The sequence below is a fragment of the Paraburkholderia sp. EG286B genome, from assembly GCF_040965655.1.
In the GTDB taxonomy this organism is placed as follows: Bacteria; Pseudomonadota; Gammaproteobacteria; order Burkholderiales; family Burkholderiaceae; genus Paraburkholderia.
Map to the genome: position 1 here is coordinate 121732 of NZ_JBFRCF010000015.1, position 13406 is coordinate 135137.

9 protein-coding genes are annotated in these 13406 nt (G+C 64.7%); 7 read left to right on the forward strand and 2 right to left on the reverse strand.

What is annotated here, in order from left to right; all coding sequences use genetic code 11:
• Positions 1 to 123: 123 nt before the first annotated feature.
• A complete protein-coding gene (locus tag AB4Y42_RS29095) occupies positions 124 to 294 on the reverse strand; it encodes a hypothetical protein (protein ID WP_368696053.1) in 171 nt (56 codons plus the stop codon).
• 231 nt (positions 295 to 525) lie between these two features.
• Here AB4Y42_RS29095 and aspT (AB4Y42_RS29100) point away from each other — a divergent pair, with 231 nt between their 5' ends.
• The 4 genes from aspT (AB4Y42_RS29100) (at position 526) to AB4Y42_RS29115 (ending at position 7046) form a co-directional block, all read left to right on the forward strand.
• Positions 526 to 2208: an aspartate-alanine antiporter gene (gene aspT, locus AB4Y42_RS29100; RefSeq protein ID WP_368696054.1), complete on the forward strand. Its 1683-nt coding sequence runs from the start codon at positions 526 to 528 to the stop codon at positions 2206 to 2208.
• Between the two features lie 97 nt (positions 2209 to 2305).
• The gene (gene aspT, locus AB4Y42_RS29105) at positions 2306 to 3991 is read left to right on the forward strand and encodes an aspartate-alanine antiporter (RefSeq protein ID WP_368690280.1); all 1686 of its coding nucleotides are present in this window, start codon (positions 2306 to 2308) and stop codon (positions 3989 to 3991) included.
• 71 nt (positions 3992 to 4062) lie between these two features.
• Positions 4063 to 5724, forward strand: coding sequence for a bifunctional aspartate transaminase/aspartate 4-decarboxylase (locus AB4Y42_RS29110; protein ID WP_368696055.1), 1662 nt, complete (start codon positions 4063 to 4065; stop codon positions 5722 to 5724).
• 272 nt (positions 5725 to 5996) lie between these two features.
• Positions 5997 to 7046 carry a GSU2403 family nucleotidyltransferase fold protein gene (locus AB4Y42_RS29115; protein ID WP_368696056.1) on the forward strand — a complete coding sequence of 350 codons (1050 nt, stop codon included), beginning with the start codon at positions 5997 to 5999 and terminating at the stop codon, positions 7044 to 7046.
• An 82-nt stretch (positions 7047 to 7128) separates the two neighbouring features.
• Here AB4Y42_RS29115 and AB4Y42_RS29120 read toward each other — a convergent pair whose 3' ends face one another.
• The gene (locus tag AB4Y42_RS29120) at positions 7129 to 8382 is read right to left on the reverse strand and encodes an MFS transporter (RefSeq protein ID WP_368696057.1); all 1254 of its coding nucleotides are present in this window, start codon (positions 8380 to 8382) and stop codon (positions 7129 to 7131) included.
• 475 nt (positions 8383 to 8857) lie between these two features.
• Here AB4Y42_RS29120 and xdhA point away from each other — a divergent pair, with 475 nt between their 5' ends.
• Genes xdhA through xdhC form a run of 3 tightly spaced genes read left to right on the forward strand, consistent with a single transcriptional unit; the run spans position 8858 to position 13390 of the window.
• Positions 8858 to 10396, forward strand: a complete 1539-nt coding sequence (xdhA, locus tag AB4Y42_RS29125; protein ID WP_368696058.1) for a xanthine dehydrogenase small subunit — start codon at positions 8858 to 8860, stop codon at positions 10394 to 10396.
• Positions 10397 to 10436: 40 nt separating this feature from the next.
• Positions 10437 to 12803: a xanthine dehydrogenase molybdopterin binding subunit gene (gene xdhB, locus AB4Y42_RS29130; protein WP_368696059.1), complete on the forward strand. Its 2367-nt coding sequence runs from the start codon at positions 10437 to 10439 to the stop codon at positions 12801 to 12803.
• The gene (gene xdhC, locus AB4Y42_RS29135) at positions 12800 to 13390 is read left to right on the forward strand and encodes a xanthine dehydrogenase accessory protein XdhC (RefSeq protein WP_368696060.1); all 591 of its coding nucleotides are present in this window, start codon (positions 12800 to 12802) and stop codon (positions 13388 to 13390) included. The genes xdhB and xdhC overlap by 4 nt, the downstream gene beginning before the upstream one ends.
• Positions 13391 to 13406: the final 16 nt, after the last annotated feature.

The following is a 13406-nucleotide window of genomic DNA, read 5'->3' on the forward strand; positions in this document are numbered from 1 at the left end:
GAGGAGCGAAGCGGCGTGTCGCGTTGTTATGGTCAATGTGCCTCGAATGAACTACTGCGATCGACGACTGCGGGAATCTAACAAAAATAATATTGACAGTCCGTGAGAATTACAATATCTATCTCAACACACGGCAGCATTTCTTACTTGTAAAAGATCCAATACGCAATCGGCATGTATTGAGTGAGGAATGCGTTGTGCGTTTTTGCCACTATCTAAATATTGTGCATTGCGGATAACCTGTTTGCGTAATTCACGCAAGCATCGGAAATCTGTCAGAACTGCCAGATTCATGGCGGCCCGCCCTTTGCCTGCGGCGAATTGTGAGTCATTGCGGTCGGTGAATTCCCCGTCATTTACAAGCCGGCATTAAGCACACGTTGATGATTTTTCTGCGTGAATGAATTGTTGCGCGTGGGGAAAATAACGACCGGGAATTAGCGCTGCATGTTATTTAATGTGCATTACCGCTCGTTTTTTGAGCACGCTTTCGGGCTAACTACAACGTAAATCGGCAGACCAGACATGATCGTCGAATTGCTGAAGTCGCAACCCGAGATTGCCCTGTTCGTGAGCCTCGCGCTCGGTTATCTGATCGGTTCGATCCGCTTTGGCCCGATCTCCCTCGGGGGCGTGTGCGGCACGCTGATCGTCGCGCTCGTGCTCGGGCAAACCGGCGCGCGCCTCTCGCCGGACCTCAAGAACATTGCCTTCGCACTCTTCATCTTTGCGCTCGGCTTCACGGGCGGTCCGCAATTCTTCGCGAACGTCGGTCGTGGCTGGCGCTACGGACTTCTTTCGATCGTCGAGATCGTCTCGGTCATGGCGCTCATCATGATCGCGGTCGTCGTGATGAAGCTCGATGCGGGCACCGCGGCGGGCCTGCTCGCGGGCGCGGCGACCGAATCGGCCGTGATCGGCACGGCTTCCGAGGCGATCACGCGGCTCGGCCTCACCGACGCCCAGGTGAGCACGCTGCAGGCGCATATCGTGACCGCGTACAGCGTGAGCTACCTCTTTGGCCTCGTCACCATCGTGCTCTTCACGAGCCAGATCGCCCCGCTGATCCTGCGCGTGAACCTGCGCGAAGAGGCCGCGCGCCTGTATCGCAAGCTCGGCGGCGACGGCGCGCTCGACGAAGGGCAGCGTCTCGCGCTCGCGCCGCTCGAAGGTCGTGCGTTCAAGGTGGGTCCCGCAGCCGGCGCCGCAGTCGCCGCCTTCGAGGCGCGCTTTGGCAACAACCTCACGATCGAATACGTGCTGCGCGATGGACGCCAGCTCGACGCCAACGCGCAGTCCGTGCTGCAGGCGGGCGACATCGTGCTGATCGCCGGGCGCCGCGAAGCCGTGATCGAAGCGGCAGGCAGTCTTGGCGAAGAGATGCCGGGCGAGGGCTTGTTCAAGCTGCTCGCCAGACGCGTGGACGTGATGGTCACGCAGCGCGACGTCAACGGCCTCACGCTAGCGCAAATGCGCGAACGCGCCGCGCCGGAAGCGGGCCGCGGCATCTACGTCGGCGCAATCACGCGGCTCGACAACACGGTGCCCGCCTTGCCCGGCATGGTCGTGCATCGCGGCGACGTGCTGACGCTGGTCGGCACGCCCAGTGACGTCGCGCGCGGCGCGAAGCGTCTTGGCTACGTGATCCAGCACACCCGGAAGACCGACTTCGTCTATCTGGGCCTCGGCGTGCTGGTCGGCATGATGATCGGGCGTTTCGGCGTGAACGTGGGCGGCGTCACGCTGGTGCTCGGCACGGGCGGCGGGTGCCTGCTCTCGGGTCTGTTCTTCGGCTGGCTGCGTTCGCGTTACCCGCTGGTGGGCTCGCTGCCCTCGGCCGCCGCGCAGGTGCTCAAGGACTTTGGTCTCGCCACCTTCATCGCGGCCGTCGGGCTTTCCGCCGGCCCCGACGCCATCAAGCTCGTGCGCGAGTACGGTCTCGCGCTGCCGCTCGCCGGCATTCTGATGGTGCTGATTCCCGGGCTCCTCTCACTGTGGATCGGGCACATGTTCCTCAAGCTCGAAGCGCCGATGCTGCTCGGCGCCATTGCGGGCCAGCAGTGCAGCACGCCGGCGATCAGTGCGCTCGTCGGCGTAGCCGGCAACTCGACTCCCGTGATCGGCTACACGATCACCTACGCGCTGTCGAACATCCTCTTGCCGCTCATGGGCCCCGTGGTGGTAGGGCTCGCGGCGAAGTTTGGCTGACGAATCTTGGCTGGTGTTTTCGGCTCGATCTGGCCGGCGGTGTTCCATTGCCGGCCATCCCCGGCAGCAACGGGGTTCTTTCCAAAGCGAGGACACGATGGAATGGTTGCATGACATCTTTCACAAATCCCCGGAAATCGCGCTATTTCTTTCTCTGGCGGTAGGCTACTGGATCGGCCAGATCAACTTCGGCAAGTTCCAGTTAGGCGGCGTGGGCGGCTCGCTGCTCGCGGCCGTCGTCGTGAGCCAGGTGGGCGTGACCGTCGACAACGGCGTGAAGTCGGTGATGTTCGCCGTCTTCATCTATGCCGTGGGCTACGACTCGGGCCCGGGCTTCTTCAACTCGCTCAACCGCAAGACGCTGCGCGAAATCGCCATGGCGGTGTTCATGGCGTTGGCGGGTCTCGCCACCGTGCTGATTTGCGCGAAGCTCTTTCACCTCAACAAGGGCCTCGCGGCCGGTCTCGCGGCGGGCGGCATGACGCAGTCGGCCATCATCGGCACGGCCGGCGACGCGATCGCGCGCCTCGGGCTGCCGCCCGACCAGGTCAAGGCCATGCAGGCCGACGTCGCGATCGGCTACGCCGTCACCTACGTGTTCGGCTCGCTCGGCGCGATCATCGTCTGCGTGAACATCCTGCCGAAGTTCATGGGCCGCAGTCTCAAGGATGCTTCCGCGGACGCCGAGCGCGAGATGTCGGGCGGCAACGCCGCCGCGGGGCCGGGCCAGATCACGGCGCTGCCCGAGTTGTTCGGGCGTGTGTTCCGTGTCGAGAACGCGGCGGGCAGGACCGTCAAGCAGATCGAGCTGGCCGAGAGCGACCTGGTGGCGGTCGAGAAGATTCGCCGCGCGGGCAAGCTGCTCGACGCCACCCCCGACTTCGTGCTGAGCCGCGACGATGTCGTGCTGGTGGTGGGCCGCCGCGAGCAGATGGTCGAAGTGGGTGCGCTGATCGGGCCGGAAGTGCCGGACTCGGGCGGCATGAGCCTCGTGATGCAAACGCGCCAGCTCGTCTTCACGAAGAAGGGCATGAACCACACGACGATCGCCGAAGTGCGCAAGAACGTCGACCGCGATCTGCGTCATGGCGTGTACATCGAAAAGATCGAGCGTGTGGGCCAGCCCGTGCCGCTGCTGCCCGAAACGAAGCTCGAGCACGGCGACGTGGTGACGATCTATGGCACCGCAACGGATACGAAACGCGCCGTGCAGGCCGCCGGCTACGAACTCGCATACAGCAACAAGACCGACTTCATCTACATGGGCGTGGGCCTCGTGCTCGGCTTGCTGGTGGGCCTGATCGTGGTGAACGTGGCGGGCATTCCGCTTACGCTCGGCTCGGGCGGCGGCTGCCTGCTCGCGGGTCTCGTGTTCGGCTGGATGCGCGGCAAGCACCCCATGTACGGCGTGATGCCGCCCGCGGCGTCGCAACTGCTCAAGGACTTCGGGCTTGCGGCGTTCGTCGCGGTGGTGGGGCTGAACTCGGGCCTGCAGGCCGTCGTGACGATCAAGCAAAGCGGCATCACGATCTTCCTGCTCGGCGTAGTGGTGACGATCGTGCCGCTCATTCTCACGATGCTGTTTGGCCGCTACGTGCTCAAGTACAACAACGCGGCCATTCTGGCGGGTGCGCTGTCCGGCGCGCGCAGTGCGAACCCGGCCTTCGGCGGCATTCTCGACAAGGCGGAGAGCGCGGTGCCCACCGTGCCGTTCGCCATTACCTACGCGATCGCGAACGTGCTGCTCACGCTGCTCGGGCCGCTCGTGGTCGGTCTTGCATGACATGCATCCAACGTGTGCTGCGCGAGGAAAAAAGCGCGCGGCACACGCAACGTCTTCCAATGGAGAACACCATGGCAACGAAAGCGAAGGGTAGCGGCGCGAAAGAAAAGTCGGGTCTCGATGCACTGAGCCCGTTCGAGCTGAAGGACGAACTCATCAAGGCGGCCGGCGGCGGCGCGACCGCGCGCCCTGCCAATCTCGCGATGCTCAACGCGGGCCGCGGCAACCCCAACTTCCTCGCCACGATTCCGCGTCACGGCTTCTGGCAACTCGGCCTGTTCGCGATGCGCGAGTCGGAGCGCTCGTTTGCCTACATGCCCGAGGGCGTGGGCGGCTTCCCGCAGCGCGACGGCATCGTCGAGCGTTTCGACCTGTTCGTGCGCGAGAACAAGGGGCAGCCCGGCATCAGGTTCCTCGCGGGCGCGGTGTCGTACGTGCGCGATCAGCTGGGGCTCTCGGCGGGCGATTTCCTCTATGAGATGTGCGAAGGCATTCTCGCCTGCAACTACCCGGTGCCGGACCGCATGCTCAAGCTTTCGGAGATCATCGTCGGCCAGTACCTGCGCCGCGAGATGATCGGCAAGCATCCGTTCGTCGGCGAGTTCGACGTGTTCGCGGTGGAAGGCGGCACGGCTGCCATGACGTACATCTTCAATACGATGCGCGAGAACTTCCTGATCAAGGCGGGCGACACCATTGCGCTTGGCATGCCGATCTTCACGCCGTACATCGAGATTCCGGAACTCAACGACTACCAGCTCAACGTGGTGCACCTGAACGCCACGGTGGAAAACAACTGGCAGTACTCGAACAAGGAGCTCGACAAGCTGCGCGACCCGAAGGTCAAGGCGTTCTTCCTCGTGAACCCGAGCAACCCGCCTTCGGTGAAGATCGACGACGCGAGCCTCGAGTACATCGCCGAGATCGTGAAAGCGCGTCCGGACCTCATCATCCTGACCGACGACGTGTACGGCACCTTCGCCGACAACTTCGTCTCGCTCTTCGCGCTCGCGCCGAAAAACACGATTCTCGTGTACTCCTATTCGAAATACTTTGGCGCGACGGGCTGGCGTCTGGGTGCGATCGCCACGCATCGCGACAACGTGCTCGACCACACGCTCGCAAAGCTGCCGAAGGACGAGAAGAAGGAACTGCACAAGCGCTACGAGTCGATCACGACGGAGCCGGACAAGCTCAAGTTCATCGACCGTCTGGTGGCCGACAGCCGCACCGTCGCGTTGAACCACACGGCGGGTCTTTCGACGCCGCAACAGGTGCAGATGGTGCTGTTCTCGCTGTTCTCGCTCATGGACACGCCCGACGCGTACAAGAACGCGCTCAAGCGCCTCATTCGCAACCGCAAGCGCGCGCTCTTCGAGGAAATGGGCGTGCCCTACGGCGAGGGCGATCCGAACCAGGTCGACTACTACACGATCCTCGACATGGAATACATGGGCGAGAAGCGCTTCGGCCGCGAATTCGTCGACTGGCTGCTCAAGCAGGTCAAGCCCAACGAACTGCTGTTCCGTCTCGCGGAGGAAGCACGCGTGGTGCTGCTGCCGGGCAAGGGCTTCGGTACACCGCATCCGTCGGGCCGCGTGTCGCTCGCGAACCTCAACGAGTCGGACTATCGCAAGATCGGCCGCGCGGTGCGCAAGCTCACCGAGGAATATGTGCAGCGGTATAACGAGGCCACGGGCAAGAACCTCGATCCGACTGCGGTGAAGAAGTAAGCGCAGGCGGCGCGCAGCCGCCTCGAGCCTCGATACGTTTGAAGTCCGGGCCGCATCCGGCGTGCAGTTCAGTTTGCCGGGTGCGGTTTTTTTATGGTTCTTCGCAGAGTTCCGGGGTAGGGCTCTCTCGCCTGGCGTATTGGACAGTCGGACAGTCGAGGGCTCCCGGCCGCGAGGCATCTCATGGTCATTGCAGTAATTTTCATAAAATTACTGCAATCACGGCTTCACCGTTTGCAGTAAAATTCAAAAAATTACTGCAATTCTCTGGCATGCACGGACTACCTCTTTACCAGCGACACGATCAGGCATTCTGCTCCCAGTACGCGAACGTCGAGCAGGCTGCCGCCAGCCAGGGGCGGGTTCTCGTGGGTGCGCCGGGCACGATCACCGAGCACCATCGCGGGAACGCTGTCTACTACTATCGGCAGTTCATGAACGCGGAGGGCAAGCGGCAGCAGGAGAGTCTTGGCGGACCCAAGGGCGATCCGGCGGCCGACGAACGCGTCGCTGCGGTGATGACACAGATCGAGCAGTCCAAAGACCTCATCAGCCGCATCCGGGAGCTCGCGAAGCTCGGTTTCCAGATTGCCGACAACAAGACCTACGCGACTATGGCAGTCCTCCACAACTACGGACTTTTCCAGGCCGGCGCGGTGCTCGTGGGTTCTCACGCGTATGCGGTTCTGCTCAACAGCCTTGGCATCAAGGCGCTTGCCTACGAGACCGAGGACATCGATATCGCGCGCGCCCGCCAGCTCGCGCTGCAGGGGGTACCTTCGGGCGGCCTGCTCGAAATCCTGAAAGAGACGGGAATCGACTTCGTGCCGGTGCCGGGGTTCAACAGGGGCGATCCGTCCACGTCGTTCAAGCAGGCGGGTCGGACGCGTTTTCACGTTGATCTGCTTGTGCCCTCGAAGGACAACAGATTTCCGACCGTCGCCGTTCCGGAGCTCGGTGCGCATGCGAGCGGCATGCCTTATCTCGCCTACCTGCTCGGCCAGTCCTACATGGGCACGCTGCTTTCAAGGCACGGCGCGGTGCCGGTTCGCGTGCCGGACCCCGCACGCTTCGCGATCCACAAGATCCTCGTTTCACGCTTGCGCACCAACATGCGGGTCAAGTCGCAGAAAGATATCCAGCAGGCGTGCGTGATGCTCGCGATGCTCGGCGAGCACAGAAGCGGCGATATCGAGCTCGCCTGCTCGGATCTCCCGAGGTCTGCGCGCCCGATGGTTCGCCGTGCGTTGCCCGAGGTACGCACCATGCTCGAGGCTCATGAGGGCGCGCTATTCGAATTTGAGGAAAGCGTCGGCGCGTGACACGCGTGCCGCACTCCCCGACCGGTCCAGATGACTGAAAGACCGTAGTCGTCGCTCCCCGGAAATCCGCGAGAAACCTTCTTTATTCGGCTCGTTGCCCGGCGGGCGCGCTCGCGCCGCTCGCGTGTTGTGCGCCCTGCGCGGCGCGCGCACGCACGCTCTTGCGATGAAGCGAAACCGACAGCGCCACGGCCGAAGCCGCCGCGATGGCTGCAAAGAGAAACACCGACCCATAGCCGAACAGATTCGCCACGTAGCCTGCGAGCGGGCCGGTGATACCCAGCGAGAGGTCGAGGAACACGGAGTAGGCCGAGAGCGCCGCACCGCGGCTGGCGGGCGGCACGAGCCCGACCGCCTCGACGCCGAGCGCGGGGAAGACGAGCGCGAAGCCGAAGCCGGTGAGCGCCGCGCCCGCGAGCGCGACTTGGGGCGTGGGCGCGAGCCACAGCAGCAAGAGGCCCGCGCATTCGCACGAGAACGAGACGATGGCGACGCGGAAGCCGCCGAAGCGCTTGATGGTGTTGGCGAACAACAGGCGCGCGCCGATGAACATCAGGCCGAACACCGTGAGCGTGAACGCGGCGTTGGGCCAATGGCGCGCGGCGTAGAACAGCGTGATGAAGGTCGCGATGGAGCCGAAGCCCGCCGAGCCGAGCGCGAGGCCGATGCCGTGCGGCAGCACGCGCGTGAACACGCTGCGGTACGACATGCGCTCGCCGTGCACGATCGGCACCGGCGCGATCGGTCGCGCGAGCCAGAAGCCGAGCGCGGCCAACGCGATGACCGAAATGCCGAGCACCCAGTAGCCGAGGGCGTGCGCCATCACGACGCCCAGCGGCGCGCCGATCGCGAGTGCGCCGTAGGTGGCGATGCCGTTCCACGAAATCACCTTCGCGTTGTGCGCGGTGCCCACGCGGCCGATGCCCCAGAGGATCGCGCCGGTGCCGCACAGGCTTTCGCCGCAGCCGAGCAACAGGCGGCTCACCACCAGCAGCGCGAGCGAGAGGCCCGGCCAGTGATCGACGAGCGTGCCGAGCAGCAGCAGCACGCCGCTCGCGCCGCAGATCGTCAGGCCGATCGTCACGGTCTTCTTGGGGCCGAGCGTATCGGCCGAGCGGCCCGCGAGCGCGCGCGAGCAGAGCGTGGCGATGTACTGCACGCTGATGGCGGCGCCCGCCACCACGGTGCTGAAACCGAGGTCGTTGTGCACGTAACCCGGCAGCACGGCGAGGGGAATGCCGATCGTAAGGTAGCAGAGGAAGGTGAAAAAGACGACCGGAATGATCTGCAGGGTCGTCGACGCGGCTTTGCGCGGGGGCGCCAAATCAGCGGACATGGGGAAAATGCGGATGGAAAACGGCGGGAAAGGCGTGATTGTCCCATGGAACCGGTTTTTATGCAGAAACTGAAAAGCTGTTCCGGCCGGCGGAACACGCGTTTTCTGCGCTGATGACGGCCTTTTGCAACCGATAGCCCAGTCGCGAAGATCCATTGCGATTGCGCGACGTTGGCGACAATTGGTGCAATGGCGCCGTGCCGGTCCGACCGTTCGTGCTGGGAAATCGGCATTTAAACGGGTAAATCATCAGTCGAATCTGTCCGATATTCGCAAGTCGGCTGTGAAATCGCGCAATTGAGACGCTTCAACATAAGCACAGCCGCACTGCAGCACGGCGATTTATCGATTCAACGATATATCCCCCATGCTCCTGTAGCTATGGGTTGCCAATATTGGCAGTGATAGTTTTCGAACCGTCCACTCGAGCGGCACACGCCTTTTGCGAGCCGCAGCCAACGACGAGCCAGAAACCATGAGCCAGCCGATCCGCTTTTACCATCGCAACGCGATTCGCGAAGTCAGCGACGCGGGCGTCACTCGCACCGTTCTCCAGTACCTGCGCGAAGACGCGCGCTGCACCGGGACCAAGGAAGGCTGCGCCGAAGGCGACTGCGGCGCCTGTACGGTCGTGGTGGGCGAGCGCAACGAGGCGGGCGGCGTGAGCTTCAAGGCCGTCAACGCCTGCATCCAGTTCCTGCCGACGCTCGACGGCAAGGCGCTTTTCACCGTCGAAGACCTGCGCCAGCCCGACGGCTCGCTGCACCCCGTGCAGCAGGCCATGGTCGACTGCCACGGCTCGCAGTGCGGTTTTTGCACGCCGGGCTTCGTGATGTCGATGTGGGCGCTCTACGAGAAGCATGGCCACGAGCACGCGGGCCAGCCCAACCACGCCTGTGCGGCGAAGGGCGCGCGCAGCGTGCCGTCGCGCGACGAGATCGCCAATGCGCTCACGGGCAACCTGTGCCGCTGCACGGGCTACCGGCCGATCCTCGACGCCGCCGAGCGGATGTTCAAGGCCGATGCGCCGAAGCAGCCCATCGACGTGAAGGCGCTCGCCCAGACGCTCGCCACGCTCGAACGCCAGGACACCTTCCACTACGAGAGCCGCGGCCAGCAGTACGACGCGCCGCGCACCGTCGACGCGCTCGCCGCCATCAAGGCCGCGCGCCCCGACACGCGCATTCTCGCGGGCAGCACCGATATCGGACTGTGGGTCACGAAGCAGATGCGTGAACTTGGCGACATCGTCTACGTGGGCCAGGTCGATGCGATGCGCCGCATCGACGTGAGCGACGCATGGATCGAGATCGGTGCGGGCGTGAGCGTCGAGCGCGGTTATGCGGAACTCGCGAAGCATTATCCGGAACTCGAAGAGATGTGGCAGCGCTTCGCCTCGCTGCCCATCCGCAATGCGGGCACGATCGGCGGCAACGTCGCGAACGGCTCGCCCATCGGCGACTCGATGCCGGGGCTCATCGCGCTCGGCGCGCGCGTGGTGCTGCGTGGCGGCGAGATCGAACGCGAGATGCCGCTCGAAGACCTCTACCTCGCCTACCAGAAGAAGGACATGGCCGAGCACGAGTTCGTGCTCGCGCTCAAGGCGCCCACGCGCACCGGCGCGCGCGCGAACCTGCGCTTTCGCACCTACAAGGTCTCGAAGCGCTTCGACTCGGACATCTCGGCCGTGTGCGCCGCCTACGCCTATATCGCCGATGGCGACGTGATCCGCGAGCCGCGCATTGCGTTCGGTGGCATGGCGGCTACACCGAAGCGCGCGAGCCACGCGGAAGGCGTGCTCGCCGATGCGCAATGGCACGAAGCCACGGCCCAGGCTGCGATGATCGCGCTCGCCAAGGACTACGCGCCGCTGTCCGACATGCGCGCGACGAGCGACTACCGCCTCGAAGCCGCGAAGAACACGCTGTACCGTTTCTGGCTCGAAACGCGTCCGCACAACCCGCTTGCGCCGCAAGCGCTCAATGTGCGCAACGTAGCCGCAGAAACCGCTTGAGCCGTTCAGGAATCGGAAAAGACATACGGAGAACGAAACAATGAACCAGCAAGCCGAACCGTTCCTGGACGAACTCAAGGCACGCGAGCCCTTCGCGCAAGTGCACGTCTCGCGCCCGCACGAATCCGCGCATCTGCACGTGAGCGGCCGCGCCACCTATACCGACGACATTCCGGTCGTGGCCGGCACGCTGCACGCCGCGCTCGGGCTTTCGCAGAAGCCGCACGCCCGCATCGTTTCGATGAACCTCGCCAAGGTGCGCGCGACGCCGGGCGTCGTGGCGGTGCTCACCGCCGAGGACATTCCCGGCGTGAACGACTGCGGCCCGATCATCCACGACGATCCGGTGCTCGCCGATGGCGTCGTGCAGTACGTGGGCCAGCCCATGTTCATCGTGGTGGCGACGTCGCACGATACGGCGCGCCTCGCCGCGCGCCGCGCCGAGGTGCAGTACGAAGAGCTGCCCGCCGTGCTCACGGCGCAGCAGGCGCGCGCCGCGCAGCAGTCGGTGCTGCCGCCGATGAAGCTTGCGCGCGGCGAGGCGTCCACGCGCGCCGCGCGCGCCGCGCATCGGCATGAAGGCGAGATGCTGCTGGGCGGCCAGGAGCAGTTCTACCTCGAAGGCCAGATTGCCTACGCGGTGCCGAAGGACGACGACGGCATGCACGTGTGGTGCTCCACCCAGCACCCGAGCGAGATGCAGCACCTCGTTGCGCATGTGCTGGGCGTCGCCTCGCACAACGTGCTCGTGGAATGCCGCCGTATGGGTGGCGGCTTCGGCGGCAAGGAATCGCAGTCGGGCCTCTTCGCCTGCTGCGCCGCGCTCGCCGCCTGGAAGCTCCTGTGCCCCGTGAAGCTGCGCCCCGACCGCGACGACGACATGATGGTCACGGGCAAGCGCCACGATTTCCACTACACGTACGAAGTGGGCTACGACGACCAGGGCACGATCGAAGGCGTGTCGGTCGACATGACCTCGCGCTGCGGCTTTTCCGCCGACCTGTCCGGCCCGGTGATGACACGCGCCGTTTGCCACTTCGACAACGCCTACTGGTTGCCCGACGTGTCGATCGCCGGTTTCTGCGGCAAGACCAACACGCAGTCGAACACCGCGTTCCGCGGCTTCGGCGGCCCGCAGGGCGCGTTCGCGATCGAGTACATCATGGATGATGTGGCGCGCTCGCTCGGCCTCGATTCGCTCGACGTGCGCCGCCGCAATCTCTACGGCAAGACACAGAACAACGAGACGCCCTATGGCCAGGTCGTGGAGGACAACGTCATTCACGAGCTGATCGACGAGCTGGTGGAAACGAGCGGCTATCACGTGCGGCGCGCCGCGATTCGCGAATTCAACGCGAACAACGATGTGCTCAAGAAGGGCATTGCGCTCACGCCGGTCAAGTTCGGCATTGCGTTCAACGTCACGCACTTCAACCAGGCGGGCGCGCTCGTTCACATCTACACCGACGGCTCGGTGCTCGTGAACCACGGCGGCACCGAAATGGGCCAGGGCCTGAACACGAAGGTCGCGCAGGTCGTGGCGCATGAACTGGGCATCGAGTTCGGCCGTGTGCGCGTGACCGCGACGGACACGAGCAAGGTCGCGAACACCTCCGCCACGGCGGCATCGACTGGCACCGACCTGAACGGCAAGGCGGCGCAGGACGCCGCGCGCCAGCTGCGCCAGCGCCTCGCCGCGCTGGCGGCGACGACCTACGGCAAGGGCGAAATCAGCGCCGCCGAGGTGGGCTTCGCCAACGACTCCGTGATCGTGGGCGAGACGATCGTGCCGTTCGAGACGCTGGTGTCGAAGGCCTATCTCGCGCGCGTCCAGCTCTGGTCCGATGGTTTCTACACGACGCCCAAGCTGTACTGGGATCAGGCGACGCTGCACGGGCGGCCGTTCTACTACTACTCGTATGGCGCGGCGGTCTCGGAAGTCGTGATCGACACGCTCACGGGCGAAATGCGCGTGCTGCGCGCCGATGCACTGCACGACGTGGGCGCGTCGCTGAACCCGGCGCTCGACGTGGGCCAGGTGGAAGGCGGCTTCATCCAGGGCATGGGCTGGCTCACCACGGAAGAACTGTGGTGGAAGCCGGACGGCAAGCTCATGACGCACGCGCCGTCCACCTACAAGATTCCGACCGTGAACGACACGCCTGCCGAATTCAACGTGCGGCTCTTCAAGAACCGCAATGCGGAGGACAGCATCCATCGTTCGAAGGCCGTGGGCGAGCCGCCGCTGTTGCTGCCGTTCTCGGTGTTCTTCGCAATCCGCGACGCCGTGGCGAGCGTGGCCGACTACCGCTTCAATCCGCCGATGAATGCGCCGGCCACCGCCGAGGAAATCCTCAAGGGCGTGCGCGCGGTGCGGGCGATGGCGCGCGAGGGGGCTGGGAAATGAATCGCCATCCTGAACATTGCGTGCGCGTCGACGAAACCGGGCGCGTGATCATCGGCCGCCGCAGCACGCCGGTGCCGCACTACGGGCCGATGCACATCGTGCTGTTCGGCGCCGGCCACGTGGGCCACGCGCTCGTCACGCTGCTCGGCATGCTGCCGTGCGTCGTGCAATGGGTGGACGAGCGCGACGAGCTGTTCCCGGACGAGGTGCCCGCCAACGTGCAGATCGAAGCGACGGACACGCCGGCGGCCATCGTCGACGAAGCGCCGGCGGGCGCGTATTTCCTCGTGATGACGCACAATCACGCGCTCGACTTCGAGCTGACCGAGCGCATCATGCGGCGGCGCGATTTCGCGTGGTTCGGGCTGATCGGCTCGAAAACGAAGCGCGTGAAGTTCGAGCGGCGCCTCATGGAGCGCGGCGTGGAAAGCGGGCGCATGGACGAGATGACGTGCCCGATCGGCGTGACGGGGATCGTCGACAAGGCGCCTTCGTCGATTGCGGTGGCGGTCGCCGCGCAACTCATGCAGATGCGGGTGGCGCAGCGCCCGGCGGTGGTGAGAACGGTCGCGCTCGAGCGCGCCTGATTCCACGCGCCGCGCA

Excerpts from the sequence above, each read along its gene's own strand:
- AB4Y42_RS29095 (WP_368696053.1), bottom strand. The coding sequence starts at position 294 with ATGAATCTGGCAGTTCTGACAGATTTCCGATGCTTGCGTGAATTACGC.
- aspT (WP_368696054.1), top strand. The coding sequence starts at position 526 with ATGATCGTCGAATTGCTGAAGTCGCAACCCGAGATTGCCCTGTTCGTG.
- aspT (WP_368690280.1), top strand. The coding sequence starts at position 2,306 with ATGGAATGGTTGCATGACATCTTTCACAAATCCCCGGAAATCGCGCTA.
- AB4Y42_RS29110 (WP_368696055.1), top strand. The coding sequence starts at position 4,063 with ATGGCAACGAAAGCGAAGGGTAGCGGCGCGAAAGAAAAGTCGGGTCTC.
- AB4Y42_RS29115 (WP_368696056.1), top strand. The coding sequence starts at position 5,997 with ATGCACGGACTACCTCTTTACCAGCGACACGATCAGGCATTCTGCTCC.
- AB4Y42_RS29120 (WP_368696057.1), bottom strand. The coding sequence starts at position 8,382 with ATGTCCGCTGATTTGGCGCCCCCGCGCAAAGCCGCGTCGACGACCCTG.
- xdhA (WP_368696058.1), top strand. The coding sequence starts at position 8,858 with ATGAGCCAGCCGATCCGCTTTTACCATCGCAACGCGATTCGCGAAGTC.
- xdhB (WP_368696059.1), top strand. The coding sequence starts at position 10,437 with ATGAACCAGCAAGCCGAACCGTTCCTGGACGAACTCAAGGCACGCGAG.
- xdhC (WP_368696060.1), top strand. The coding sequence starts at position 12,800 with ATGAATCGCCATCCTGAACATTGCGTGCGCGTCGACGAAACCGGGCGC.